The sequence below is a fragment of the Bradyrhizobium sp. UFLA05-89 genome, assembly GCF_059803475.1.
Genome location: NZ_JBANBA010000011.1, coordinates 31,712 through 57,923, shown reverse-complemented (window position 1 = coordinate 57,923; position 26,212 = coordinate 31,712). Strand labels below are relative to the sequence as shown.

The following is a 26,212-nucleotide window of genomic DNA, read 5'->3' as shown; positions in this document are numbered from 1 at the left end:
TCAGTTAAGCGAAGTCGATGAGGTGAATGCATTAGCGCTGATTCGGGCCGATCCGAAGGCGGGCCTGTCTCATCCCCCGGGACCTGCCAAAGCGACGCAATCAACCTCCACGTCGAATGGCCCGGGCCACGACGGGACATGCACGAAGATGCGGGCGGGGGATTCATCCTCGAAGTAGCGGGCGTATATCTCGTTGAACGCGGCGAAGTGCGAGGGGGTGGGCGTGCAATAGACATTGCACTTGATGACCCGTGTCAGCGAGGATCCTGCCGTTTCCAGGCAGTGCTTCATCTGATCGAGCACGATTTCGGCCTGCCGCTCGAATGGCAGCGGCCTGATCTCGCCTGTTTCGGGATCAAATGGCGGCAGTCCGGACAGATAGACCAGGCCGTTGGCGACGACCGCCGGATAGATCGGGCCTTTGCGGCGACGTTCCAGATAGGTCGAAATCGGCTCCACGCGGATTCGTTTCATGTTGCTTTCTCCGGGCTCTGCTGGCGCCACAAGCTACTGCATGCCGCCCATCGATGGTTCGGCGGTTGCCGAATTGTCACCGTTGTTGCGCCGGCGCCGTCGCGATAGGATCAGCCATGGTCGCGGCGGCAAACATGGTCGAAGTGGCGGCGCTGGTTGGCGACACCGCCCGTGCCACCATGCTGGCCGCGCTCATGGGCGGACAGGCGCTGACCGCAAGCGAGCTCGCTGCGCGGGCGCGAGTATCAAAGTCCACCGCCAGCGGACATCTCGGCAAGCTGGTCGGTGCGAGGTTGCTTAGCGTGACCCAGAAGCGCCGCAACCGCTACTACCGCATCGCGTCGCCTCTGGTGGCCAGGATGCTGGAAAGCATCAAGGCGGTCGCCGCGATCGAGGTTCCGTCGCGTCACCAGCCGCGCTCGATCGGCGATGACCAGCTCCGTTTCGCGCGCACCTGCTACGATCATCTGGCCGGTCATCTGGGGGTTGCCATCGCCGATGCCCTCGTTGCCAAAGGGCACCTTGTCCTCACGGACGACGGCGGCGAGGTGACCGCTTCCGGTACACGCTTCCTCTCCCTGTTCGGTGCCGAGCTGACGCCGACGTCCCGGAGCAGGCGAGTTTTCTGCCGCCCGTGCCTGGACTGGAGCGAGCGCCGCTATCATGTCGCCGGTCACGTCGGCGCGGAAATTCAACGATGCTGCCTGGAGCTCGGTTGGCTGAGGCGCGATCGCGACACGCGGATCGTGCGCATCACGCCGTCCGGGCAGATCGGCTTGCGCAAGACATTCGGCATCGACCTGAGCGATGGCAGAAGCCGCGGTTCATCAAATGCCCGATCATGAATTCGCGTGCTAGTCTCTCGCTGCCGGTCGAGCGTCAGCGAGGGGAAATCCCATGCCAGTGTTCAAGCTGCCCCTGTCGGGGGATGTCGTGCAGTCGATTTATCCGTCGTTCTTCAGTCCCACTGGCGGCCAGTTCGGGCTCGTCAACATCACGGTCGGGCAATCCTCGGCGCCGGAGGTCGAGAGGGACGTGCTGTCGGATGTCGGCAGCTACGGCAAGCAGATCGGCCAGATCGCCGATGCGTTGCTCGCGGTGATCGAGCATCTGGAAGCGGACGTCGACGGGACGCTCAAGCGCGACAAGGCGATCAAGGACTTCAAGACCATGCTGCATGCGGTCGCCAAGGTGAAGAACGCCCACCATCGCGAGGCACGGCGCCCGCGCGACTGATCGCGTCATACGGCCTGCGCGTTCCGTCCGGGTCGGGCGGCGAGCGGGCCGCCCGGCGCAGTCGGCATCCCGCCGCACAAAAAATGCAGCGCGATCCTGTTTTCACTTGATTCATCTCCCTGTCACGGTGACAAGTCCGCCATGGACAACGCTACCCGCTCGGAACGATCTCGCAACGCTGCGCTTGAAGCGGCGATTGCCATCATTGCGCGCGACGGACCCGGCCGGCTGACGCTCGACGCCATCGCGCGCGAGAGCGGCCTGAGCAAGGGCGGCGTGATGCACCAGTTCCGCACCAAGGAAGCCGTGCTCAAGGCGCTGCTCGAGCGGCAGATGGCGCATTTCGAGGAATTTTCGAACCGCTATATGGCGAAGGTGAGCGCCACCTCCGCGAACCCCGCGCTCGCAACCCAGCTCGCGACAGTCCGCGAAGCGGCCGCGTCGCCGAATTCGGCGGCGCTGGCGCTGGTCGCGGCCATGGTCGAAAACCCCGGCCTGATGTCACTGCCGCGCGATCGTGAGATGAAGAGGGTCGCGGCGATCAAGGCTGAGGCCGCGGACCCGGATCTTGCATTGCTGCGCTGGGCCGCTGCACGCGGACTGCTGCTCAGCGGCCTGTTCGGCATGTCGCCGCTCAGCAAGGAGGAGCATCAGCGCCTGTTCGCGCGGCTGCTCGACGACAGCCAATGGAGCGCGCTGGAAAAGCCTGCCAAGCCACGCGCTGTGAAGGCAGGCGCAACGACACCCGCCAAGAGCGCGACCGCGCGCAAGCGCGCCTGACCAGCAGCCACGAATCCGTTGCGGCATCAGCCGCGCCAGGCACGCTCCAACCCCTCATCCTGAGGAGCTTGCGGAGCAGGCGTCTCGAAGGATGAAGGCCGAGCTGCAAGAGCCGGCCCTTCATGGTTCGCCCGGCGATGGGAAGCATCGTCCGGAGACTGCGGCTGGCGCTGGCCGCGGCCAAACGTGTCCATCGCATTTTGATACTTTACAAACCGTCTAGTCGGTTTTATAGATGGCGACACTGAGGCCCGGCCCAAGGCTTCGGATCATGGCCCCGGAAGAGGCCTTGGGCCGGTAATTGTGAGCACCGCAGCCGCGTTCTTGTCCCGTACGCGGCTGCGGTCGCCGCGGCCTCTCGTTGCGCCTCAAGAGGAGTATGGAATGGATCGCTCGATCGCCATGCGCGGTCTGGGAACGCTTGCGCTGTGCGCATCCGTGGTAGGCTGCGCCAGCGTGACGCCGGTGCCCTATTCGGAGATGGCGTCGTCGGCCTACATGGCGCCGGACAAGTCGGACACCTCCGGCCGCGTGCCCTATCGCTACTCCACGCAGGTCGACTGGCGCGCGTACGACAAGGTCATCCTCGATCCGGTCGTGATCTATCGCGGTAGAGATCATCAGTTCGGCGATATGTCCGACAAGGACAAGACGACGCTTGCCGCCCACATGCAGAACCGCTTCGCCGACAAACTGCGCAGCCGCTTTGCGCTGGTGAATGCACGCGGGCCGAACACGCTGCGGGTTCGGCTCACCTTGACTGGCGCAGTCACCAACACGCCGGTGCTCGGCACGCTGTCGCGCTTCGATGTCGCGGGCGCCGTCTATAACGGCGTGCAGGCCGCGCGCGACGGCGAGGGCACGCTGACCGGATCGGTCATCTACGGCGTCGAGATCTTCGACGCCTCGACCTCGCGCCTGCTCAGCGCCTACGTCACCAAACAATATCCCGCCGCCTTCGACATCAAGGCGAGCGTCGGCTCGCTCGCCGCCGCCACGGCCGGCATCGACAAGGGTGCCGACGCCTTCATGGCGCAACTGAACTGAAGAGAGAGGCCGAGAGATGAGCATCCTTCTTCGCATCGTCGTCCGCATCGCGATCACCGTCGCGCTGATGATCTTCGACGGCCGCGCCGGGGCGGTGGGCCCCAGCGATCCCGCCGGCACCTGGCTCACCGAGGACGGCCGCGCCCGCATCCGGCTCGAGCGCTGCGGTTTGGGGCGCGACCGCATCTGCGGCTTCATCGTCTGGATGAGGACCCCGCAAGATGCGCGCGGCCAGCCGCTGCGCGACAGTGAAAATCCCGATCCCGACAAGCGCGCCCGCGCGCTGCTCGGCCACCAGCTCATCATGGGCCTCGAGGCGACACCGGAAGGCCGCTTTGCGGGCGAGATCTACAATGCCGAGGACGGCAAGCGGTATCCCATCTCGCTGTGGCGCGAGGCGGCCGACAAGCTGAAGCTCAAGGGGTGCCTGATCAGGTTCCTGTGCCAGACCCAGACCTGGCAGCAGACTCTCGACGTCCTGCCCGGCCAACTCGTTGGCCTGACCGGCGACGTCAACGGTCCCCGCGCCGACGAGGAATGGGCCGCAGCCTCGCCGCCGAAGCCACGCAAGTGAAGGGAAAGTAGCGGCTGCTGCCCGTGTGCTGCCGCGAATTTGATCCGGATCAAAGCGGGACAGCCCTTTCTGCGGTCCGATTGCAACATGGATACTCTCCCGGCGAACGCCTTCACGGGCGAAGCCATCGAAGCTGAGCTTGAGACGGACTGCGATGCGCGCGATGCCGGGTTTGCCCGCTGCGTGCAATTGCTGCGCGATGCCGGATTGAGACCGACGCGCCAGCGCGTGGATCTGGGGCAGCTTCTGTTCCTGAACGGTCACCGACATGTCACCGCAGAGATGCTGTTCGAGGAGGCGGTCGCGGCGAACGCTCGGCTGTCGCTGGCAACCGTCTACAACACGCTGAACCAGTTCACGGAAGCGGGCCTGTTGCGCCGGATCGCGGCCGATGGCCTGAAGTCGTTCTTCGATACCGACACCAGCGTGCATCCGCACTTCTACCTCGAAGGCGAGGACATTCTGGTTGACGTCTCCGAGGGGCTGAGCTTCACCAAAGTGCCAGAGGCTCTGCCGGGGCACGACATCGTGCGGCTCGACGTCGTCGTGCATCTTCGCAGGAAAACGTCATCAGCGAGCAAATCATAGCCGTCCGCCGAATTGCGAATTCCGACTCGCAAGGGCCCGGTTCGCCCTGCGATACGGTTTAAGCCGTTGCCTGATGTATCCGCCGCGACTGCTCCTCATATATCGCGGCTTCCGTCGCCGGTAGGCGCTCGAGCCGCACGGCGACGTGCTTGTGATAGGGGGTGCCGGCGATGGGGTCGCGGTTGCCGCTTTCGGTCAGCGCGTTGATCCGCGGGCCGTTGCTAAGGCGTTCTCCGCCTGCGGTCGGGTGGGCCTGGCCGTAGCCGTGCGGCAGCGCGAGCTGGCCATCGCGCATGGAGTCATCGCGCCTGGCGCGCGCGACGATGCGCCCTACGGGTGATCGAACCGCGATCCAGTCGCCGTCGTCGGCGCCGAGGGAAGCAAGATCGTGCGTGTTGATGAGCAGCGCGCCATCGGGGTCGTCGCGCCGCCAGGCCGGATCGCGAAAGATCTGGTTGGCGTTGAACATGCGGCGCTGGCCAGCCGCGAGCACGAAGGGATAGTCATTGCCCGGCCGCGCGGCGGTCGGATCGAGCGCTCCCAGCCAGGTCAGCAGCGGCGTGATCGCGAGCCGCACCTTGCGGTCGGGATGGGCGAGCAGCGTCCACACCTCGTCATAATCATGCTCGGTGAAGGCCGTGCCGTTGCGTGCGCCGACCACGGCGTCGAACAGAGCATCGCCGAGCGACACATCCGGCACCTCGGCGCCTGCCTTCAGCGCGCGCCGTACCGCCTGCGGTGAACGCTTGGCGCAGGCGAGCGCGGCCATCCAGAGCGGCGCCGCCGCTGCGGTTTCGTCCGGCAGGGTCGCTCCCAGCGTATGGTAGAGCACCAGCGCGCCGAGCGCAGCGAGCTGCGGATTGGCGCCCATGAAGGCGCGGAATTCCGCGGCAAAAGCGCCGCGCGATTGCAGCGCGGCCTCACGCAGCGGCGCCAGCGCGTTGTCGCCGGGCAATAGCCCAAGCGCGCGGGTCAGGCGGGTGTAGATCTCCGGCTCTGGTAGCGTCCCCGGCAGCGGTGCGACCACGCCGGCCCGGACATGGAAGAAGTTTTTGGGAAATTCCATGTTGAACAGCGTGAACTCGGTCTTCTCGTATTGCGAGGAGGCCGGCAGCACGTAATGCGCGAGCTGCGCCGTCTCGGTCATGGCAACGTCGACCACGACGACGAGGTCGAGCGCGCGCAGCGCCTTTTCGACCTCGGCGGTGTTGGCGGCCGTGTTGGCGGGATTAGATGAGTCCACCCAAACCCCGCGCAATCGTTGGGGATGATCCGTCAGCACGGCCTCGCAGAACAGGTTCGGCGGCAGCAGTCCGGCGATCACCTCGGTATCGACGGCCGCAAATCGCTGGTTCGGCGAATTGCCCCATAAGGGTTGCAGCCAGCTGTGGAGCTGGTTGGTGCCTTTCCGGCCAAAGCTGCCGGTCAGCATGATCAGGAGCTTTTCGAGATAGGAGTTGAGCGTCGAGTTAACGCCCTGCTGGATGCCGAGTTCGACCCGCACGGTCATCGCTTTTGCCGCCACGATCATGTCGACGCATTGCTCGATCTGCGCAATCGGGATGTCGGCGGCCTCGGCCCATTCATCGACGCGAATGCTCAGGAGCGCCTCCCGCACCTCGTCATAGCCCGTCGTGTGCTGCGCGATGAAGGCGTGGTCGACCGCGTCGCGGCGCACCAGTGTTGTGAGAATGGCCCCGAGCAGGAAGGCATCGGCCCCGGGTCGGACGGCGAGATGCAGGTCCGCCATCTCGGCGCTCTCCGAGCGGCGCGGATCGACGACGATCATCCTGCGGTTTGGATCTTTCCTGATCTGGTTGAGATGGTCGCGTGCGTTCGGGAAGCCGTGCGCGATCCAGGGATTGGCGCCGATCACGAACAGGAGATCGCAGTGATGGACGTCCTCCGCGGTGTGGCAGGTCTGGCTGCCGAACATGTGGCCGTTGACCCAGAAGTCGCCGGTCTTCTCCTGCGCCAGCGCATTGAAGACGTGGCGCGAGCCCAGCGCGCGCAGCAGCGCATTGGCATAGGCGCCACCGGCATGATTGCCCTGGCCACCGCCGCCATAAAGCGCAAGGCTCTTGCCGCCATGATGCTCGACCAGCGTGCGCAACCGGCCCGCGATCTCCGCGATCGCGGTGTCCCAGTCGATCGCGTCGAACCCGCCGTCGGCGCGTCGGCGCAGCGGCGTGGTCAAGCGGTCACGGTGATGGGCATAGAAGGGGATGCGTGCGGCCTTGTTGCAGAGGTAGCCCTGCGATTTCGGATGCTCGCGGTCGCCGCGCACCTTGGTGATGCGGTCATTGTCGACCCGCACCTCCAGCCCGCAATTGACGTAACAGAGATTGCAGGCGGTCTTCCGCCATTCCGTACCCGGCATCGACATCTCTCCCATGGTCTGGCTGGAGGGGATTTTAAATGATGATCATCATATATTCAATCGCCGTAGTGGGCTGCCGGTTCGCAGGGGATGGCGCTGGCCGGCAGGGGGTGCAAGACTGGTCAGGATCGAAATCCGCGGCTTCAACGATCAGATCGGCACCATAATGAGTGATCAACCGTTTCCAGGGCCCGCCTTGCGCCCGCTGAGCTTGCAGATCGGCGCCCAAAAAATTGCAGGCTTTGAGAGCGCAGGCACTGGCCGCCCGATCCTCTTGATCCACGGGAACTCATCCTCGTCCCGGATCTGGCAGAAGCAATTGCAGGGACCGCTGGGAACAAGATTCCGCGTGATCGCGATCGACCTGCCGGGCCACGGCGCCTCGTCGCCGCCGCCCAATCCGGAAGCCGACTATTCGGGCGCGGGTTATGCAGCCGTCATCGCGGCGATCGCCCGTGAGCTCGATCTGAAAAACGCCGTGGTGGTCGGTTGGAGCCTAGGCGGCCACGCTGTGATCAATGCGGCCGGCGCGCTGCCCACGGCCGCCGGCCTGATGATCTTCGGCACGCCGCCGATCGGCAGGGCGCCGGACGGCTTTTCCGGCTTCAAGGGCCTGTCCGCCACGGTGTTCACGCCGAAGCCGAGCGAGGCCGAGATCGAGGAGTGGACGAAATCGGCCTTCGCGCCGGGCTATGCGCCGATCCCCGATTTCGTCGTCGCGGACTTCCGCGGCACGGACGGCAACGCACGGGGCTATCTCGGCGTCAACGTCCAGGCCGGCCGCATCTCCGATGAGGCCGAGATCGTCCGCAATCTCAAGATTCCGCTTGCGATCGTCCACGGCCGTGACGAGCAGATCGTCGATCTCGGCTATCTCCAGCGACTGCCCGCGCCAACGTTGTGGCGCGGCGAAGTGCAGGTGATCGACGGCGCCGGCCATGCGCCGCAATGGGAGAAGGCGGAGGCGTTCAACAAGGTGCTCGACGCGTTTGCATCGAGCGTCTGAGGACACAGCTAGCGCCGCGCCCCCGGCAGCATGCGCTTAAGGGTGCGGTCGTGCAGCACGTAATGATGCACAAGCGCAGCTGCGGCATGCAGGCCGACCAGGATCAGGAGTGCGTTGGCGAGCGCCTCGTGCACTTCTCTGACGTCACGAGCGAAGGCACGGTCGGCCGTCCAGGGTGAGGCGATCTCGATGAGACCGAACACCGGCAAGGCCTGACCGCGGGCGAATTGCACCAAAATGCCGGCGACCGGCGCGGCGACCAGCAGCGCATACATCATATAATGCATCGCGCGCGCGGCGTGCTCGCTCCAGCGGCCAATCACGGCATCCGGTGCCGGCGGCGCGTCGGTGAGGCGCCAGCAGAGTCGTACGGCGACCAGCAGCAAGACCGAAAGCCCGAGGAAGATGTGGATGTTCTCGCCGGCTTCGCGCTGCGGTCCGCGCGGCAGCGCATCGCCGAACTCTCCCAGCAGCCAGGCGCAGAATACCAGCGCGACGACCGCCCAATGCAGGGCTATCGCGACGGCGCCATAGCCCTCGGCTGAATTACGAACTTGCATGCGTGAAATTCCAGTTCGCCAGCAGTATGAGCAATCGGCGGCAAGTGCCATTGATACAGCTCAATTTCCGCGAACATGTCATTCCTGATGCAAACGATCGTCATTCCGGGATGGTTCCGGGCTCGCCGCTGGCGCGTCGCCCGGAATGACGGACGGACCTGTATCGGCGCATTACCTCAACCCCGCCCTTCGAAATCCCTCCAGATAGTGCTCGCGATCCGCTTCGCTCCGCCAGGGCAGTTGCGTCGTGATCCAGGCGAGTGAGATGTTGGGCTGGGTTCGGCGCAGTTCCTGCAAGGCGGTCGCGGCGAGCTCCTGATCGCCGCTCATTCCGGCCGAGACCGCGAGCACGCGATAGGCCCCGGTGAGATCGCCACGGTGGCGGATCGCCTCCCGTGAGAGTGCGATCGCCTCGGCATAGCGCCGCTCGGTGAAGCGCGCATAGCCGGCGATGCCGTAGTAGATCGCGAGCGACGGATCGCGCGGGCTGAGGCGGATGACTTTTTGCGCCGCCTCGAACGAGCAGCTGGAGCGGCCGGCGTAGGATAGCGCCAGCGCGTAATAGCCCTGCGCCAGCGAGAAATTCGGGTTGAGCCTGAGCGCCTGCTCGAACTCCGACAGCGCGTCGTCGAGTCGGCGCGTCGAGAAATAGACGCTGCCGAGCGCGGTATGGGCCCAGGCATCCTCGTGGTCGCACTTGACCGCCGCGAGCGCGGCGGCCTCCGCAACCGGTGCCGCGCTCGCAAGCTCCGCCCAGCCGAGATGGACGCCGAACATGTGGCTTGCCGCCAGAACCGACTGGGCCTGGCCGTAGTCGGGATCGATGGCGATCGCCTGCGCGAGCAGCGCCTGCGCCATCAGATGATCCTGCCGCGTCACGCGCCAGTAGTGCGACAGGCCTCGCATCACGAGGTCCCAGGCGTCCAGGCTCGCCGGCTGCTTGCGGTGGGCGTGAAAATTCTCCGCAGCATAGATCTGCGGCTCGATCGCCGCGACGATCGCGTTGGTGATCTCGTCCTGAACGGCGAAGACGTCGCCGAGCTCGCGATCGTAGTGCTCGGCCCAGATGTGGCTGCCGGTGACGGCGTCGTTGAGCTGCGCAGTGATCCGCACGCGGCCGCCGGCCTTTCGCACGCTGCCTTCGACGACATAGCCGACCCCGAGCTCGTCAGCGATCTCCCTGATATGGACGGCGCGTCCCTTGTAGGTGAAGGACGAGTTGCGAGCGATGACCAGGAACCAGCGCACTTTCGACAGCGCCGTGAGGATGTCCTCGGCGATCCCGTCGCAGAAATACTCCTGCTCGGGATCGTCGCTCATGTTCTCGAACGCCAGCACCGCGATCGCCGGGCGCTCGGGCGCGTTCCGTGGCGCCTTCGTCCCGGCCGCGGGCGGCACCAGCGTTTGCTCCACGACGTCGCCCACGAAGCGAAAGCCCTTGCGCGGGATGGTTTTGATCAGCCGCTGCGTCGCGCCGTCATCGCCGAGCGCCTTTCGTGCCGCATTGATGCGGCTATTCAGCGCAGAGTCCGAAACGATGCGGTTGTCCCAGACCTGGCTGATCAGGTCGTCCTTGGTGACCACACGCGTGCGTTGCTCCACAAGATAGCGCAACAGATCGAACACCTGCGGCTGCAATGGAACAGCCGCGGCATCACGCGTCAGTTCATGCAGCTCGCTATCGAGCACATAGTTTTCAAAGCGAAATCGCACGTCTCGGCATCTCAAGCAAAAATCAGCGTCGTCTCAGGCGAAAATCAATCGTCCGCAAAAGTCCTGGCACGTCCAATACGGCACGGTGCAGCGACCTATGAATTGCCGAATCCCGGCACAACGGAGCTACATATGAGCCAAGTTCATTCCGACGTGCATATCAGCCCGGATGTCGCGGGCTCCAAAGTCCTCAGGTTTATCGCCTTTCTGTACGGAATTGCGGCCTATCTCGTATTTCTCGTGACCATCCTCTACGCCATCGGCTTCGTGATGGGCCTGGTGGTGCCGAAAAGCATCGACACCGGAACCGTTTCTTCGGCGTTCGAAGCCGTCACCATCAATCTGCTCCTGATGGCGTTGTTTGCCGTTCAACACAGCGTGATGGCACGGCAGCAGTTCAAGGCGTGGTGGACGCAGTTTGTGCCAAAGCCCATCGAGCGCAGCACCTATGTGTTGCTGGCCAGCCTGTCGCTGCTGCTCCTGTTCTGGCAGTGGCGGCCGCTGCCGGCGATCATATGGGACGTCCAGGACGCCGATGTCGTCGTGACGATCGTCACGTTATCCTTCGCCGGCTGGGTGCTGGTCTTCACCTCGACCTTCCTGATCAATCACTTCGAGTTGTTCGGTTTGCAGCAGGTCACCCAGCAACTGGTCGATAAGCAGCCGTCGCCGCCGCGTTTCAGGACGCCGCTGTTCTACAAATTCGTCCGGCATCCGCTCTATCTCGGCTTCATCATCGCAGTCTGGGCCGCGCCGACCATGACTGCGGGCCACCTGCTGTTTGCATCCGTGATCACGCTCTACATCCTGCTCGGCATCACGCTCGAGGAGCGCGACCTCGTCGCGCTGTTTGGCGACGAGTACCGGCAATACAAACAGCGCGTATCGATGCTTATTCCCTGGCGCCGGTCGGTTTGATCTCCGCCTCAACCAGATATTCATCGTCATCCAAGGAGAGCTTTCAATGAAACACGTCGGAAACTGCTTCTGCGGCGCGGTCGCAATCGAAGTGACGGGCCCGCCGGAGGCGATGGGCTACTGCCATTGCCGCTCCTGCCGCTCGTGGTCGGGCGGGCCCGTCAATGCGTTCAGCCTGTGGAAGCCGGAGGCCGTACGCATCACTGAAGGTGCCGATCACGTTGCGACCTACGCCAAGACGCCGCTCAGCCAGCGTAAATATTGCCGCACGTGCGGCGGCCATCTCATGACCAGCCATCCGCCGCTCGGCCTGATCGACGTCTTCACCGCCGCCATCCCGACGCTGGCGTTCACGCCCGCCGTCCACGTCAACTATGCGGACACCGTGCTGCCAATGCGCGATGGCCTGCCCAAGCTGAAGGATTTTCCGGCCGAGTTCGGCGGTAGCGGCGAGATGATGAAGGAGTAGCCAAGACGGCAGGGAAGGCCAACCACAACGCTGTCACCCTCTCCCGCAAGGGGAGAGGGTGCACCGTCAATGCGGCCCCGACGTCTACCTCAATCCCGCCCGCCGCAGGCCTTCGAGATAATGCTCCCGATCCTCGGCGCGCTGCATCGGCAGCTCGCTGGTGATCCAGGCGAGCGACACATTGGGCTGGGCGCGACGCAGGCCCTCGAGTGCGGAGGCCGCAAGCTCGCGATTGCCGAGCATGCCGGCGGCGGCCGTCAGCGCGCGATGCGCGCCGACGAAGTCGCTGCGCTGCCTGAGCGACTCGCGCGCGAACTGGATCGCGTCCTCGTAGCGATGGCCGATGAACTGAGCATAGGCGGCGACCCCGCAATAGATCGCCGAGAAGGGATCGCGCGGACTGAGCCGCAGCGCGCGGCGCGCGGCCGCTTCGCCGTCCTCCCAGCGGCCCGCATAGCACAGCGTTACGCCGTAGAAGGCATGCGTCATGGCAAAATTGGGATTGAGCCGCAGCGCCAGCTCGAATGCGGCAATGGCGTCGTCGAAGCGCCGCCGGAACAGATAGGTGTAGCCGAGCCCGTGATGGGCCCAGGCGTCGTCGCGGTCGGCCTCGACCGCGGCGATGGCGGCGCGTTCCGCGATCGGGAGCGTGGCGGCCATGTCGGCCCAGCCCATATGCGCGCCGAACATATGGCTGGTCGCGAGCAGGCCGAGCGCCTTGCCGTAGGCCGGATCGATCGCGATCGCCTTATCGAGCAGCCGTTGGGCTGCGACATTGTCGTCCCGCGTGATCCGCCAGTAATGCGACAGCGCGCGCATCACCAGATCCCAGGCATCCAGGCTTCCCGGCGGCTTCTGCTGGGCGCGAAAGCTTTCGGCGGCGTAGAGCTGCGGCTCGATCGCGGCAACGATGGCGTCGGTGATCTCGTCCTGCACGGCGAAGACGTCGGCGATGCTGCGGTCGTAGCGCTCGGCCCAGAGATGGCTGCCGGTCGTGGCGTCGTTGAGCTGCGCGGAGATGCGTACCCGGTCGCCGCTCCGCCTGACGCTGCCCTCGACGACGTAGCGCACGCCAAGCTCGCGGGCGATCTCGCCGATATGCACGGCGCGGCCCTTGTAGACGAAGGAGGAGTTGCGCGCGATGACGAAGAACCAGCGCAGCTTCGACAGCGCAGTGATGATGTCCTCGCTGATGCCGTCGGAAAAGTAGTCCTGCTCGCGGTCGCCGCTCATATTGGTGAAGGGCAGCACGGCGATTGCAGGGCGATCGGGCAGCGGCAGCGCGGCCGGGGCCTCCCTGGCCTGGCCGGCGGGTTCGGCAGGGCTGGCATGGCCGTTCCGCATCTCGACGTCGCCGACGAAGCGAAAGCCTTTGCGCGCCACGGTGCGGATGAGCGCCTGGCTCGCGCCGGAATCACCGATCGCCTTGCGTGCCGCGTTGATCCGGCTGGTCAGGGTCGATTCCGAGACCGAGCGTCCGAGCCAGATCTTGTCGATCAACTCGTCCTTGGTCACCACGCGGTCGCGATTCCGCATCAGGTGAACGACGAGATCGAAGACCTGGGGCTCGACCGCGACGGGAACCCGATCGCGGCTCAGCTCCCGTCTGTCGGTGTCAAGTAGGTGATCGCTAAACAGAAATTGCACTGCGACGACTCTGGCCTCACGACAAAATCAAGCATCCTGAAACGGCAATATGAATTGGGTCTGGATTCTATGAGTCCATCGAGGCGCATCCGCGGTTCATCGCAATCGCGGCGGTTGCTCTGACCTGGAGGGATGCCAGCCATGTGACTGATTGGCGCGGGCGATGGAACCGAGGGAGGGGTATTCAGGACTTGCCGAGGGCGGGCATAGGCGCAATTGCCGTGCCACCCCGGCGGTTATGGCAAGGTCATCACGGACACGGATGCCGCCGGCCGTCATTGCCAAGGAGGGTGCCGCTGTTCGGATCGTAGGACCGGTAGCGCTGCATGCAATAGGCGACCGCATCGTCGGCAGGCGATGCTGCATAGTAGGCGGGCGGCGGAGGCGGATAGCCTGGACCATAGTAATAAGGTGCAGCGAGCGCACCGCCGATCAGTGCGCCGGCGGCGAGACCGCCCACGAATGCGCCGCCGCCCCAGCCGCGGTGTCCGTACCAGCGGACCTGCTCGACTCTTGCCGACTGCGATGGCGCGACTGCGAGCGGATGGCCGATCGGCGCGGCGGATGCTGGCGACAGCGCGCCCGCTGCTAGACTTGCAAGCAGTACGACTCCGGCAACGGAACGAAACGATTTCAACATCAGGCCTCCTCGTCATGCAAGGCGATCGACGCCTCGCGGCAGAGATAAAGCAACCTGCCGGTGGCGATGGATTAAAGTTTCGACAGGATGACGGCTCGCCGCGACTGCGCTGAGCAGCCCCGCCACCATCGCGGCGCCCATCTCACCGAAATATGACCTTGGCGTTGCTCAATCGGGCCGCCGCGGCGGCAACGTGTTGAAAACCAAGATGCGTGAAATTGCGTATCTTGGCTCGACGCGCGCAATTGGCTCGCGCACTTGCGCCATGCGATGCTAGACTTAGATGGAACAGAGATTTCGGCAGAGGGCCCGGCATGACCGATCAACGCATCACCTCCACTCCCATCGATCCCGCAAAACTCGACCGGCTGGCCGAGGTGGCGGTGAAGGTGGGCCTGGGCTTGCGGCCGGGCCAGGATCTGCTGCTGACCGCACCGGCGATCGCGTTGCCCCTGGTACGGCGGATCGCCGTGCATGCCTACAAGGCCGGCGCGGGCATCGTCACGCCGATCCTCTCCGATGAGGAGATGACGCTGGCGCGCTATCGCCACGGTCACGACGACAGTTTTGATCGCGCTGCCGGCTGGCTCTACGAGGGCATGGCGAAGGCGTTCTCGGAGAATACCGCGCGGCTGGCCATCGTCGGCGATAATCCGATGCTGCTGTCGAGCGAGGATCCCGCCAAGGTGGCGCGCGCCAGCAAGGCCAATTCCATGGCCTACCAGCCTGCGCTGGAAAAAATCGTCAATTTCGACACCAACTGGAACATCATCGCCTATCCGAGCGCGTCCTGGGCGAAGCAGGTGTTTCCCGACGATCCCGAGGAGATCGCGATCGGCAAGCTCGCGGATGCGATTTTTGCCGCGTCCCGCGTCGATCGCGAGGACGCGATGGCGAATTGGGCGCAGCACAATGCGGCGCTGCGCGAGCGCACGAGCTGGCTGAACGGCAAGCGTTTCCGCGCGCTGCAATACTCGGGTCCGGGCATCGATCTGACCATCGGCCTTGCTGATGGTCATGAATGGGAAGGCGGTGCCTCGCTCTCCAAGAACGGCATCAGCTGCAACGCCAACATCCCGACCGAGGAAGTCTTCACTACGCCGCATTGCCGGCGCGTCTACGGCCACGTCGTCAGCTCGAAGCCGCTGTCTTATCAGGGCACCCTGATCGACAACATCGCCGTGCGCTTCGAGGACGGCAAGATCGTCGACGCCAGGGCCTCGCGCGGCGAGGAGGTGCTGAACAAGGTGCTCGACACTGACGAAGGCGCACGGCGGCTTGGCGAGGTGGCGCTGGTGCCGCACTCCTCGCCGATCTCGCAGAGCGGACTGTTGTTCTTCAACACGCTGTTCGACGAGAACGCGGCCTCGCACATCGCGCTCGGCCAGTGCTATTCGAAGTGCTTCATCAATGGCGCCAAGCTGACGCCGCAGCAAATCGCGGCGCAGGGCGGCAACCAGAGCCTGATCCACATCGACTGGATGATCGGCTCGGCCGAGACCGACATCGACGGCATTCTGGCCGACGGCAGCAAGGAGCCGGTGTTCCGCAAGGGCGAGTGGGCGAAATAGTCGGCTAAGGCGCGATGAGATTTGGGATCAATCGTCAGCGCGCCTTAGGTTATTGTTTGAGCATGATCTCCGCGCAAAGGCGTTCCGCGTCTGTCGCGAGGGAAAATCGCTTCACACTTTGCGCCAACGCGGCGCTCCAAGTCCGGATCATGCTCTAGCCTCACGCCGCCGCGTTGCGCAGCATCGGATTGCGATCGATCGTGAAGCGGTTGAACAGCGTGGTGAACGGACTGCCGTCGGTCGCGCGCACGATGGCATCCGACGCGGCGACCGCTTCATAGAGCGCTCCAACGGGATCCTCTAGGGCGGGAAGGTCGAACGCGTCACGGATCGTGTCGCGGGCGTCGTTGACGTCGTCCTCGTCGTCGAGCGTCGCCTCCAGCGCAACCGCCGCGCGCCGCATCTGATCGAGGTCGCCGCCGGCGGAGAATTTGAGGATGTCGAGCCAATAGGGACAGGCGACGACGATCTGGATGAAGTCCTCGAATGTCGCCGCGATAATGCCAGCGCGGCCCTCCGACGACGCATAGAGCACATGGTTTGACGGCAGCAGCACGAACGCGCCGCCCGCGCCGTCGCTGCCGACCTGCCGAGGCGCCTCGATGCCGTCGATGGAGAACCAGTCGGGCAGCGGATCGTCGGCCTCAAGAGAGACGTCGAGGGCCGCGAGCTGCTCGGCAACCTCGCTATTGGCGCTGACGGCCTCGGGGGAGAGGGGCATCGGACAGGCTCCTTCCTGATTTGATTCCGCGCATTTTGTCGCACCCTGCAAAAACCGGGTTCAAACGCGCGAATCTGAAGGCAAATCGGCGCGTTAGCCGCGCCGCTCATGCAACTTGCGGCTGATTGTCCGGGCCCGCGTAAGGAAGAATTAAAAAACGGCTACTAGCGTCACACGCACTGTTTGAAACGGCCCGGGGCCTGGGCCAACCAGTCATATTTTATCCCCAGAGGAAGCCGATGTCGCGCACATTGATTGAAACCGGAAGTAGTGCCGTCGATCTGGAGCTGCGGCCGATCGAGCCGTCCTGGATCATTGAAGGCAATCCGGTGTCGCGGTCGCATATCCTGTCGACCAGCGCCGACGGCACCGCATCGACCATCATCTGGTCCTGCACCGAAGGCCGCTTCAACTGGTACTACGATTTCGACGAGACCATCATGATCCTGGAAGGATCGATCGTGCTCGAGAGTGAAGGCATGCCGCCGAAGCGCTACGGCGTTGGTGACGTGATCTTCTTCCACGACGGTGCGCATGCCAAATGGCACGTCGAAGGCCACGTCAAGAAGATCGCCTTCTGCCGCAAGACCAATCCGGCGCTGATCGGCTTCATGGTCCGTGTCGTCAACAAGCTGAAGCGGATGTTCCTCTCGCCCGGCGAGCGTCGTCCCGCAACCCTCATGGGTGCGGGCTAACCCCAGGTTCTACCAAGGCGCTTCCCAGCGAATGGCGTCGAGAAGGGGTCGGGACTGACGTCCCGGCCCCTTCTCACGTCATGACGGCAGTTCGAGCCGGTAGAAATTGGTTGCCGTCTGTGAGAACAGAGCCGTCTTCTCGGCTTCGCTCAGCGGTGCGGCGATGCGCTTGAAGGCGTTGAAGATTACCTGGTAGCTGCACTGGCCCTTGTCCGGCGGGAAATTGCTCTCGAACATCGCGCGCTTCGCACCGAACGCCTCGATGCAGGTTTCGACATAGGGCCGCCACGCTGCCGCAAGCTCCTCGGACGACGGCGGTCTTTCGCGCAGATGGAAATCATAGCCGAGCAGGCACATCGCAAGTCCGCCGAGCTTGACCACGACGTTCTCGCATTTTGCGATCTCCTTGATCGCGGCGCGCCACAGCGGAAACACTTCCTCGCGCCGGCCCGCGAACCGGCCGGTGCCGGCCGGTCCGCCGCAATGATCGAGCACGATCTTGGTGTCCGGAAAGGCGCGCGCCAATTCGGTCAACTCGCCGATCTGCGGATGAAACAGCCAGGCGTCGAAGCTCAGGCCCAGCGGCGCGAGGCAGGCAAAGCCCTTGCGGAAGGTCGCGTCCTTCAGCAACCCCTTCGGCCGGTTCGCATACATGCCCGCGACCACCTGGTCCTCGTCCCAGGCGGAGGAATGCCGGATGCCGCGAAAGCGGCCGTTGCCGGCGGCGATCTCGGCTTCCAGCACCGGCTTTGCCGCATCGCCGAGCAGGAGATTGACGTGGCTGACGATGCCGGCACAGATCGCAGCCCTGCCATAGCCACCGCTCGCGCTCATCGCGGCGACGCCATTGGCGAACTCGACCTCCCCGACGGGGCGAAACGCCTCTGGCCCGTGCGCGCGGTACATCGAGCGGCAGTCGACATAGACGGTTGCAATGACGTTGTGGCCGGAGGCGATGTCGGCGGCCATCTCTTCGATCAGATAGCGCTGTCCGCCGCGGTCCCAGAGGTGGTGGTGGGGATCGACGATCGGCCGCAAGGGATCGATGATCTCCTCCTGGTGCAACGCGAGCCAGTCCTCGCGCGGATCGGCAAAGAGTCCGCTCCTATTGGCGGGCATGGTGCTCGCGGCCATCGGCATTCGCTCCCCTGATTGTCGTTGCCGACAAGACTAACATCAGGAGGCGCTGCGCGGCAGCGCGTGTTGCGCAACCGCGCCCTTCGGCGAGAGCGCACCAGGCGGTCTCAAAGCCCGACGAGATTGAGTGCAGTCGATCGCCTGGGCACCTCTCCCTTCGGGAGAGGTGCCCCTCGGCTTGCATTGATTCAACCAAAACTCATCGTGCTTTAGCCTGGCGCCGCCGCGCCTTCACCTCCACCATCAGCCGCCAATCCCGCGCTGCGGCCGGCTTGCTCTCCCCGAGCCAGTGGAACGCATTTTCGGTGATTTCGGTAAAGCTCCAGCGTGACAGGTCGCCGCTGTCGGTCGTGCCTTCCTGCACGATATCGGCGCCGCGCGGCCGGCCGATCTGCTGACGGAACACGCTGCGGCCGGGATCGAGCCAAAAAATCCGCCAGGCAGCGATGGTCGGATCGTACACGCGCAACGTCGTGCCGTACCAGTTGCCGGCGAGCGGGAACGGTGGCGCGCCGGCGGGGCGAGGGATCATCCAGACGTCCTGGACGGCACGGCCCTCCAGCACCCAGCCGAAATGGATCTCGCCGGCCGCGCGATGCGTGGCGCCGTCATGCTCATACGCGGTGATCTCGGCATCCCAATCACCGACGAACTGGCCATAGAGCTGCAGCGCCGCGGCGTATTCCGGGTTGGGGCCGCTCGCATGCAAGAGTTTCGCAAAGTCGCTCATGTCGATCTCCACTTTCGCGCAAGATCAGCACGATCGGACCTCAGGCTACTTGGAGAAAATTGCCGCAGGCGGTCGTCAGGTCTTGCGCAGCGATAGTTGCCTGATGGCCCGCTTGCTCTCGTCGCTCGTTCGGCGGCTGCCTGAACGTTCCGCCCGCCAAATGACGATGACGGAGACAATGACGAGGCTCGCGCCAACCAGCATCATGGGTGAAAACGGCTCGCCGAGTACGACGGTGCCGAGCAGCACGGCGATGACAGGATTGACGAAGGTGTAGGTCGATACCAGCGAGGTCGAGACGTTCTCCAGCAGCCAGTTGTAGGCGACAAATCCGATCACGCTGCCGGAGATGACCAGCCAAACTAACGCTGCAAGCGACGTCATCGAGACGTCGCGCGGCGTGAAGGTCTCGATCTCGCCCGTCAGCCAGCTGATCGCAAACAACACGGCGCCGCCGATCGACAGCTGCATGCCCGAAAGCAGGATCGCAGAGGTCTGGCTCGACATGCCTCGGGACAGGACAGTGCCGATCGACCATGACAGGGCTGCTGCGAGCAGCCAGACGATGGGAAGGATGCTGATGCCGGCCCGCTCGACGTTCTGCCATGCCACGAGCCCAACGCCCACGAAGCCGGGCACGAGTGCAAGCAAGGCAATCGGCCGCGGGCGCTGGTCGCCCGGGAACAAGACATCGATCAGCAGGAGCCAGAACGGGATCGTGGCAAGCACGATCGCTGCCACGCCCGAAGGAACCGATTGCTGCGCAAAGGCGAGCACGCCATGGCAGCCGACAAAGAAGAGCAGCCCGCACAGGCACGCCTGCAACCATGTCTGCAAGGACGTTCCCGCGACCTCTCGGCCCATCAGGCCAAGCAACACGATGCCGCCGCAGAACGAGCGAAGCGCCATCAGCAGAAATGGCGGAATCGATTGCAGGCCCAGCGTGATGGCGAAATAGGTGGAACCCCACAGCAGATAGATGGCCGCGAACGAGCCGATCACCAGGAACCTTCTGCTCATGATTGCTCCGATCGAAGATGATCCCAAGGCAACCAAGTCGGAGGAGGTTCATGCGTTCCGGCTTCGGCGCCTCACACGCCGTCGAGGATGATCACCGTCGGCGTGCCCGGCAGCGAATCCCGCGAGATTCGGAGCGAGCGCTCGAGGCGTCGGTCGATCTCGAAGTCGCGGCCGATCCGTCGCATGAAGTCGTCGAGCGGCGTGGCGAAGCGGTGCATCGGCAGCACGACGGAGGCTCGCAGGCGTTTCGTGATCTCCGAGATGCCGTCGAGCGACATGGTGTAGGTGCCGTCGATCGGCACCATGACGATGTCGAGCCGTCCGATCTGGGCAAAATGGCTGTCGTCGAGCTTGTGGTGGAGATGGCCGAGATGGCCGATGCAGAGGCCCGCGACCTCGAAGATGAAGATCGAGTTGCCGTCGCGGATCATGTCGATGCCGGCGTCGTCGCCAAAGTAACGGCGGATGTCGGTGGTGACGTTGCGGATGAAGGTGTCGCCGACGCGCTCGGAAATCACTGCCGGCTTGCCGTCCTCGCCCCAGCCATGCAGCACATGGGGAATGCGCTTGTCGGGATATAGCGAGTAGTGCGTGCTGTGGGCCCGGTTCATGGTGACGACGTCGGGCAGCCGGCCGACCTGATAGGCGCCGCTATAGTCGGTGGCGATGCGCAAGCCGCCGGGCGTATCGATGAAATAGGTGGAATGGCCGGCATAGGTGATCTCGACCTCGGCCGCGCCCGCAGTCCGCTGCCAGGACACGGGCACCGCGCGCGGGGCCGCGTTGGCCATTGCCAGACATTCGCTGCGCTGCGGCTGCTGGGCAAGGGCGGGCGTGAGGGAAGCGCCGAGCAGCGCGAGGATCGCGGAAAAGAATCGCCACATAGATCCATCCCCAATGACGTCGGGGAAGTCTAGCGTGCAATCCCGCCTGCGGCCAATGGGCCGCGATCAACAGCGCGTCAGTGTTATAGGCCTACTCCCGCCGCGGGCTGAACTTCCAGGTGGTGGCGACGAGACCCGCGGTGATCAGGCCACTGACGACGCCGGCGAGGGGAAGCGAGAGTAGCAGCGCGGCGGTGGCCGCCCAGCCGATCGAGGAGAAGGCCTCAGCAAAGGTCGCAAGACGCGAGGAGGTCTGGCGGCGGCGGAATTGGCTGCGCCGCGCCTGCACGCGGAACCAGAGCTGGATCGCGGTGGCGGAGGCGGCGCCGACGATGATCGCGCCCGCCGTGATCGCGGCCTGGAGCGGTGAGGCAAAGGCAAGCGCTGCGACCAGCGGAGCGAAGATGACGGCGATTGCGATCAACACGACCTCGATCTTGGCGCGGATCACGCGCGAGGGTGACAGCGGCGCGGTTGCGACGAGATCAGGGGCATCCTCGCCCGAAATCGTCAGCCAGGCGAGTCCGCCGGCAAGCTGTCCCGCCGCCATCACGATGACGGGCGTGATCAACACCAACGCCGCTGAGCTGTCGGCAAAGCTCCGCCACAATAGAAGCGCCGGCGGCACCAGATAGAGCAGTTGCATCAGGGTTTGCGAGATCAGCCAGGGATCGCGCCACAGCAGCATGAACTCCTTGCGCCGTAGCGCCTGCGCCCGTGAGCCGGCGCGGAACGGCCGCTCGCGCGTGGTGCGGCGGCCGGATGTCCCGTGGGCGGCCGCATCGATCGCGGTGTCGGCGAAGCGGCCGGAGAACAGCGCCATCACGCCGCCCAGCATGACGAGACCGAGTGCGAGCAGCAGCGCCAGCGCCTCGCGATCGCCCATCACGGCCCGCGCGGGCCACCAGACGATGCTGTCGACACCGGGCGCATAGGCAGCCGTGGCATCCGAGGTCAGCACCGCGAAGCGCGACAGCGTGCCGTAGGAGATGATCGCGGCGATCTGGAGCGCGATGACGAAACCGGCGCCGATGATCGCGGCGAGGATCTGCGCGATGAAGCGGGTCCGCGCCGGGCCGATCAGCCGGAACAGCAGGATCGTGATGGCGATCGCGATGGCTGCTGCCGACAGCCCCATGGCGATGACCATGCCGAACGCCGCGAGCCATCGCGGCCCGCCTCCGATCACCAGCGCGTCGATGAAGGGCGTGGAGAACAGCAGCGCCATCGCCGTGATCGCGAGCGCTATCGCGGCGATGCGCACGGAGAACAGGTTGGTGAGCGTTGCCGGCGACGACATGATGAGATCGAGATCGGCGCGGGCGTAAAACACCCGCGTCACCGATTCGATCGCTTGCGACAGCATCAGCGACCAGGCGAGCGCGATCGTCGCCGTAATCACGATCAGCGACGGCTTGTCGAGCGGCAATCGAAGTCCGGCGAAGCGACCGATCACCGCCCAGGCCGGCAGATGCAGGAGTGCGGCAAAGACGATCAGGCCGATCACGGCGGTGCGTTTCCGCTTGCGCTGGCCCGTCATCATGGCGAGCCATTCGCGCCAGGCGAGGCGGAGCTCGTGGCGGGCGAACCACGATAATGCAGTCGCCGAGCTCATGCGGCGGCAGCCTCCAGCGTGACCAGCGCGATGAAGAGATCCTCGAGGCTGGTGTCGTTGTGGCCGTTCTGCTGACGCAGCTCGGCGAGCGTGCCTTCGGCAACGAGGCTGCCCGACGCGATCACGCCGATCCGGTCGGCCATGCGCTCGGCGACCTCAAGAATATGCGTGGTCATGATCACGGTGCAGCCAGCGCGGACGCGCTCGGCCAAAAGACCCTTCACATGGCGGGCGGAGACGGCGTCGAGGCCGGTCAGCGGCTCGTCGAGAATGATGAGGCGGGGGTCGTGGACCAGCGCGCCGGCCAACGCCACCTTCTGGCGCATGCCCTTGGAAAATCCCTCGCAACGCTCGTGCCGGTGTAGCGCCAGGCCGAGCGAGCTCAACAGTTCCTGCGCCACGGGTTCGGAGACGGCTGGCGCAATGCCCCAGAGGCCGGCGACGAATTCGAGATATTCGAGCGGCGTCAGCTTGTCATAAATCATCGGCTCGTCCGAGACCCAGGCCATCACCTGCTTGGCGGCCACGGGATCGGCCAGGGCATCGATGCCGAAGATCGACACCGCGCCGGCATCGGGCCGCAGCAACCCTGCGACCATGCGCAAGGTGGTGGTCTTGCCGGCACCGTTGGGGCCGACCAGCGCGTAGAATTCACCGGCGTGAATGGTGAGATCGAGGGAATCGACCGCCAGACGGTCAAAACGCTTCGTTAACCCTCGGACGCTCAGCGCCGAACTGTCCGGTTTCATGATGGCCACACCATACGGTTTCGCATCGCTCGCGACCTTGATCTGAAGATGTTTCGGCACGGTGAATCACCCTGCCACAAATTCCGTCATCCCGCACGAATGCATCCGCCTCTCGTTTTATTGACAGCGCTGGGCGGTTCGGGCTGAATTGCGCCGGGCCAAATGGCGCTTTCCGTGACTGATAATGATCGCGTAGCGACTGGACACAAGATGCGACGAGACGGCCGCCAAGAGCCGCAAGGATCGCATCGGGGAGGATGCTCGGCGATGCTGGACTTCGTTCAGCAGCTGGTCAGTGGCATTGCACTCGGCTGCGTGTACGGCCTGATCGCGCTTGGCTTCGTGCTGGTTTACAAGGCAACCGAGGTCGTCAACTTCGCCCAGGGCGATCTGATGATGCTGGGCGGCTTCTTCGCCTTCACCTTCATCGGCATGATGGGCCTGAACTACTGGGTCGGCTTCGTCGGAGCAGTCGTCGCCATGGCGCTGTTCGGCATGCTCGCCGAACGCATCGTGGTGCGGCCGATCCTCGGCTATCCGCAATTCTCGATCATCATGGCAACCATCGGGCTCGGCTACTTCCTGCGCTCGATCGCCGGCATGATCTGGGGCACCGACGACTTCAAGATCGAGACGCCGTTCAGCCAGGGCGTGTTGCGCATCGGCGCGCTGGTGCTCGCCTATGACAAGCTCTCGGTGATCGCGGCAACGGTCATCCTCTGCACGCTGCTCTATCTGTTCTTCAACAAGACCACGCTCGGCACCGCGATGCGCGCCAGCTCCGAGAACATGCTCGCGGCCTACTACATGGGCATTCCCGTGAAGCGTGTCGTGTCGATCGTCTGGGCCATCAGTGCGGCGGTCGCGACGTGCGCCGGCGTTCTGCTGGCACCGATCACCTTCATTCACTCCAATGTCGGGCTCGTGCTCGGTCTGAAAGCCTTTCCCGCCGCCGTGCTCGGCGGCTTCGGCTCAATACCCGGCGCGGTCGTCGGTGGCGTGTTGATCGGCGTGATCGAGAGCATGGCCGGCTTCTATCTGCCGGAGGGCTGGAAGGACGTCGCACCTTACATCGTGCTGCTGGCGGTGTTGCTGCTGAAGCCCGAAGGCTTGTTCGGCCTCCACGTACGCAAGAAGGTCTGAACGCCATGCGCTTTCTGTTCAAGACCGACTACGAGGACGACATCCGCCTGTTCCCGCATTCGGGCTACGTGATCTCCTACGGGCTCCTGATTGCGGTGCTGCTGATCGCGCCCTACGTGCTCTCCAGCTATCTGATGAGCCAGCTGGTCTTTGTCTGCATTTATGCGACCGTCGGCGTGGCGCTGCTGATTCTCACCGGCTTTACCGGGCAGGCCTCGCTCGGGCACGCCGCGTTCCTTGCGATCGGCGCCTATGCGGCGGCCTATTTGCAGAAATACAACGTGCCGTTTCCGGTCTACTTCCTCGCCGCAGGCGTATTGACCGGATTGATCGGCGCGCTGGTCGGCTTCCCCGCGCTGCGCCTCCAGGGCATCTACCTCGTCATCGCCACGATCTCCTTCGCCTTCATCGTCGAGGAGATTCTGGCGCGCTGGGAAAGCGTCACCAACGGCAATGAGGGCATGCGCATCAAGACGCTGTCGTTGCTCGGCGTCCCCGTGCCGCGCGACAGTCCGATGTTCTATTTCCTGTGCCTCGCCGTCTTGATTCTGACGATCGTCGGCACGCTCAATCTCTTGCGCTCGCCGACGGGGCGCGCCTTCGTTGCGATCCGCGACTCTGAGACGGCGGCACGCAGCATGGGCGTCAACGTCGCGCTCTACAAGGTGAAGTCCTTTGCGATCTCGGCGGCGATCACCGGCTTTGCCGGCGTGCTGTTCGCGCACAAGCTCTCCTTCATCTCGCCGGAGATGTTCACGCTCCAGCTCTCGATCGAGTTCATCATCGTGATCCTGATCGGCGGCACGTTCAGCCTGCACGGTGCAGTGCTGGGGGCGATCTTCATCGTGATGATCGATCCGTTCCTGACTTATCTGAAGGACGACATGCCGGGCATCATTGCCGGCGTCGCCGCGGCGTTGGGGGCGAGCACCGACGGCGCGGCGAACGTTCAGTCGAAGGTCGCGGCCTTCGCCTCGCTCAACGGCCTGAAGGGCGCGATCTACGGCATCATCATCGTGCTGTTCGTGCTGTTCGAGCCGCTCGGCCTCTACGGCCGCTGGCTGAAGATAAAACTCTTCTTCCAGCTCTTCCCGCTCTACAAGCGCGCGACCTTCAAACGCCAGAAGATCTACGTGAAGTCGGAGCGGAACCGATGAGCTATTTCCGCGCCGAAAACCTGTCGCTGCATTTCGGTGGCCTCAAGGCGGTCGATGCGGTCTCGTTCGCGGTCGAGAAGGGCGAGATCCTCTCGATCATCGGGCCGAACGGCGCGGGGAAAAGCTCGATCTTCAACCTGATCTCGCGGATCTACCGTCCGACCTCGGGCCACATCTTCTTCGAGGACCAGGACATCACGGAACAGCCGCCCTACGACATTGCAAGGCTCGGCATTGCCCGCACCTTCCAGAACATCGAGCTGTTCGAGAATGCAACCGTGCTCGCGAATCTGCTGGTCGGGCGCCACCGTCACTCAACCACGCAGCTCTGGCAGGAATTGCTGTTCCTGCCGAGCGTGCGCGCGAACGAGAAGCTGCACCGGCGCCGCGTCGAGCAGGTGATCGAATTCCTCGATCTCGAGCCCTATCGCGACAAGCTGATCTCGGGTCTTCCCTACGGCGTACGCAAGGTGATCGAGCTTGCCCGCGCGCTCTGTTCCGAGCCGAAGCTCATACTGCTCGACGAGCCGTCGTCGGGGCTGAATGTCGAGGAGACCGACGACATGTCGTTCTGGATCCGCGACATGAAAAGCGAGCTCGGCATCACCGTGCTGATGGTCGAGCACGACATGTCGCTGGTCAACCGCGTCTCGGACCGCGTGATCGCGCTGAACTACGGCCGGGTGCTGGCGATGGGCTCGCCCGCCGAGGTGCAGCAGCATCCCGACGTCGTCGCCGCCTATCTCGGAGCCTGACGC

28 protein-coding genes are annotated in these 26,212 nt (G+C 64.4%); 15 read left to right on the top strand and 13 right to left on the bottom strand.

Annotated elements, in window-relative coordinates:
- Positions 1 to 69: 69 nt before the first annotated feature.
- Positions 70 to 474, bottom strand: coding sequence for a RidA family protein (locus SO139_RS08555; protein WP_449379222.1), 405 nt, complete (start codon positions 472 to 474; stop codon positions 70 to 72).
- A gap of 116 nt (positions 475 to 590) precedes the next feature.
- Here SO139_RS08555 and SO139_RS08550 point away from each other — a divergent pair, with 116 nt between their 5' ends.
- The 6 genes from SO139_RS08550 (at position 591) to irr (ending at position 4,699) form a co-directional block, all read left to right on the top strand.
- Positions 591 to 1,319 carry an ArsR/SmtB family transcription factor gene (locus SO139_RS08550; protein WP_474799276.1) on the top strand — a complete coding sequence of 243 codons (729 nt, stop codon included), beginning with the start codon at positions 591 to 593 and terminating at the stop codon, positions 1,317 to 1,319.
- A gap of 52 nt (positions 1,320 to 1,371) precedes the next feature.
- Entirely contained in the window at positions 1,372 to 1,710 is a 339-nt protein-coding gene (locus tag SO139_RS08545) for a hypothetical protein (protein ID WP_449379176.1), read from the top strand.
- A gap of 141 nt (positions 1,711 to 1,851) precedes the next feature.
- Entirely contained in the window at positions 1,852 to 2,490 is a 639-nt protein-coding gene (locus SO139_RS08540) for a TetR/AcrR family transcriptional regulator (RefSeq protein WP_449379177.1), read from the top strand.
- Positions 2,491 to 2,874: 384 nt separating this feature from the next.
- Positions 2,875 to 3,537: a DUF3313 domain-containing protein gene (locus tag SO139_RS08535; protein WP_449379178.1), complete on the top strand. Its 663-nt coding sequence runs from the start codon at positions 2,875 to 2,877 to the stop codon at positions 3,535 to 3,537.
- A 16-nt stretch (positions 3,538 to 3,553) separates the two neighbouring features.
- Positions 3,554 to 4,111: a DUF2147 domain-containing protein gene (locus SO139_RS08530; RefSeq protein WP_449379179.1), complete on the top strand. Its 558-nt coding sequence runs from the start codon at positions 3,554 to 3,556 to the stop codon at positions 4,109 to 4,111.
- A gap of 87 nt (positions 4,112 to 4,198) precedes the next feature.
- Complete coding sequence (gene irr / locus SO139_RS08525; RefSeq protein WP_449379180.1) at positions 4,199 to 4,699, top strand: Fur family transcriptional regulator Irr; 501 nt, start codon at positions 4,199 to 4,201, stop codon at positions 4,697 to 4,699.
- A gap of 58 nt (positions 4,700 to 4,757) precedes the next feature.
- Here the strand turns inward: irr and SO139_RS08520 are convergent, their stop codons facing one another.
- Positions 4,758 to 7,079 (bottom strand): molybdopterin-dependent oxidoreductase, encoded by a 2,322-nt coding sequence (locus SO139_RS08520; protein WP_449379181.1) that lies wholly within the window; start codon positions 7,077 to 7,079, stop codon positions 4,758 to 4,760.
- Between the two features lie 166 nt (positions 7,080 to 7,245).
- On the opposite strand from SO139_RS08520, the gene SO139_RS08515 reads away from it, so the two are divergent.
- Complete coding sequence (locus SO139_RS08515) at positions 7,246 to 8,085, top strand: alpha/beta fold hydrolase (protein ID WP_449379182.1); 840 nt, start codon at positions 7,246 to 7,248, stop codon at positions 8,083 to 8,085.
- 8 nt (positions 8,086 to 8,093) lie between these two features.
- Here the strand turns inward: SO139_RS08515 and SO139_RS08510 are convergent, their stop codons facing one another.
- The gene (locus tag SO139_RS08510) at positions 8,094 to 8,645 is read right to left on the bottom strand and encodes a cytochrome b (RefSeq protein ID WP_449379183.1); all 552 of its coding nucleotides are present in this window, start codon (positions 8,643 to 8,645) and stop codon (positions 8,094 to 8,096) included.
- 2 nt (positions 8,646 to 8,647) lie between these two features.
- Here SO139_RS08510 and SO139_RS08505 point away from each other — a divergent pair, with 2 nt between their 5' ends.
- Complete coding sequence (locus tag SO139_RS08505; RefSeq protein ID WP_449379184.1) at positions 8,648 to 8,794, top strand: hypothetical protein; 147 nt, start codon at positions 8,648 to 8,650, stop codon at positions 8,792 to 8,794.
- Between the two features lie 22 nt (positions 8,795 to 8,816).
- Here SO139_RS08505 and SO139_RS08500 read toward each other — a convergent pair whose 3' ends face one another.
- Positions 8,817 to 10,358, bottom strand: a complete 1,542-nt coding sequence (locus tag SO139_RS08500; RefSeq protein WP_449379185.1) for a winged helix-turn-helix domain-containing tetratricopeptide repeat protein — start codon at positions 10,356 to 10,358, stop codon at positions 8,817 to 8,819.
- Positions 10,359 to 10,490: 132 nt separating this feature from the next.
- Between SO139_RS08500 and mddA the strand changes: the two genes are divergently transcribed.
- Entirely contained in the window at positions 10,491 to 11,276 is a 786-nt protein-coding gene (gene mddA / locus SO139_RS08495; RefSeq protein ID WP_449379186.1) for a methanethiol S-methyltransferase, read from the top strand.
- Positions 11,277 to 11,322: 46 nt separating this feature from the next.
- Entirely contained in the window at positions 11,323 to 11,745 is a 423-nt protein-coding gene (locus SO139_RS08490; protein WP_449379187.1) for a GFA family protein, read from the top strand.
- Between the two features lie 84 nt (positions 11,746 to 11,829).
- On the opposite strand, the gene SO139_RS08485 is transcribed toward SO139_RS08490, so the two are convergent.
- On the bottom strand, positions 11,830 to 13,392 hold the full coding sequence (locus SO139_RS08485; protein ID WP_449379188.1) for a winged helix-turn-helix domain-containing tetratricopeptide repeat protein: 1,563 nt from the start codon (positions 13,390 to 13,392) through the stop codon (positions 11,830 to 11,832).
- A 250-nt stretch (positions 13,393 to 13,642) separates the two neighbouring features.
- On the bottom strand, positions 13,643 to 14,032 hold the full coding sequence (locus SO139_RS08480; protein WP_449379189.1) for a BA14K family protein: 390 nt from the start codon (positions 14,030 to 14,032) through the stop codon (positions 13,643 to 13,645).
- Between the two features lie 314 nt (positions 14,033 to 14,346).
- Here SO139_RS08480 and SO139_RS08475 point away from each other — a divergent pair, with 314 nt between their 5' ends.
- A complete protein-coding gene (locus SO139_RS08475; RefSeq protein WP_449379190.1) occupies positions 14,347 to 15,603 on the top strand; it encodes an aminopeptidase in 1,257 nt (418 codons plus the stop codon).
- A 160-nt stretch (positions 15,604 to 15,763) separates the two neighbouring features.
- On the opposite strand, the gene SO139_RS08470 is transcribed toward SO139_RS08475, so the two are convergent.
- On the bottom strand, positions 15,764 to 16,324 hold the full coding sequence (locus SO139_RS08470) for a hypothetical protein (RefSeq protein ID WP_498539947.1): 561 nt from the start codon (positions 16,322 to 16,324) through the stop codon (positions 15,764 to 15,766).
- A 239-nt stretch (positions 16,325 to 16,563) separates the two neighbouring features.
- Here SO139_RS08470 and SO139_RS08465 point away from each other — a divergent pair, with 239 nt between their 5' ends.
- On the top strand, positions 16,564 to 17,019 hold the full coding sequence (locus SO139_RS08465) for a cupin domain-containing protein (RefSeq protein WP_449379192.1): 456 nt from the start codon (positions 16,564 to 16,566) through the stop codon (positions 17,017 to 17,019).
- A 78-nt stretch (positions 17,020 to 17,097) separates the two neighbouring features.
- Here SO139_RS08465 and SO139_RS08460 read toward each other — a convergent pair whose 3' ends face one another.
- The 6 genes from SO139_RS08460 to SO139_RS08435 all read right to left on the bottom strand — a co-directional run bounded on the left by SO139_RS08460 (position 17,098) and on the right by SO139_RS08435 (position 23,154).
- Positions 17,098 to 18,153, bottom strand: a complete 1,056-nt coding sequence (locus SO139_RS08460; RefSeq protein ID WP_498539946.1) for an amidohydrolase family protein — start codon at positions 18,151 to 18,153, stop codon at positions 17,098 to 17,100.
- Positions 18,154 to 18,355: 202 nt separating this feature from the next.
- Positions 18,356 to 18,886, bottom strand: coding sequence for a hypothetical protein (locus SO139_RS08455; RefSeq protein WP_449379194.1), 531 nt, complete (start codon positions 18,884 to 18,886; stop codon positions 18,356 to 18,358).
- 75 nt (positions 18,887 to 18,961) lie between these two features.
- Positions 18,962 to 19,906 carry an EamA family transporter gene (locus tag SO139_RS08450; protein WP_449379195.1) on the bottom strand — a complete coding sequence of 315 codons (945 nt, stop codon included), beginning with the start codon at positions 19,904 to 19,906 and terminating at the stop codon, positions 18,962 to 18,964.
- Between the two features lie 71 nt (positions 19,907 to 19,977).
- Positions 19,978 to 20,790 (bottom strand): MBL fold metallo-hydrolase, encoded by an 813-nt coding sequence (locus SO139_RS08445; RefSeq protein WP_449379196.1) that lies wholly within the window; start codon positions 20,788 to 20,790, stop codon positions 19,978 to 19,980.
- Positions 20,791 to 20,881: 91 nt separating this feature from the next.
- Positions 20,882 to 22,405: a permease gene (locus SO139_RS08440; RefSeq protein WP_449379197.1), complete on the bottom strand. Its 1,524-nt coding sequence runs from the start codon at positions 22,403 to 22,405 to the stop codon at positions 20,882 to 20,884.
- A complete protein-coding gene (locus tag SO139_RS08435) occupies positions 22,402 to 23,154 on the bottom strand; it encodes an ABC transporter ATP-binding protein (protein ID WP_474799303.1) in 753 nt (250 codons plus the stop codon). Before SO139_RS08435 ends, SO139_RS08440 begins: the two co-directional genes overlap by 4 nt.
- A 267-nt stretch (positions 23,155 to 23,421) precedes the next feature.
- Here SO139_RS08435 and SO139_RS08430 point away from each other — a divergent pair, with 267 nt between their 5' ends.
- From SO139_RS08430 to SO139_RS08420, 3 genes are read left to right on the top strand one after another with little or no spacing between them, the layout of a single operon-like run.
- On the top strand, positions 23,422 to 24,297 hold the full coding sequence (locus SO139_RS08430; RefSeq protein WP_449379198.1) for a branched-chain amino acid ABC transporter permease: 876 nt from the start codon (positions 23,422 to 23,424) through the stop codon (positions 24,295 to 24,297).
- 5 nt (positions 24,298 to 24,302) lie between these two features.
- On the top strand, positions 24,303 to 25,454 hold the full coding sequence (locus SO139_RS08425) for a branched-chain amino acid ABC transporter permease (RefSeq protein WP_449379199.1): 1,152 nt from the start codon (positions 24,303 to 24,305) through the stop codon (positions 25,452 to 25,454).
- Complete coding sequence (locus SO139_RS08420; RefSeq protein WP_449379200.1) at positions 25,451 to 26,209, top strand: ABC transporter ATP-binding protein; 759 nt, start codon at positions 25,451 to 25,453, stop codon at positions 26,207 to 26,209. The genes SO139_RS08425 and SO139_RS08420 overlap by 4 nt, the downstream gene beginning before the upstream one ends.
- Positions 26,210 to 26,212: the final 3 nt, after the last annotated feature.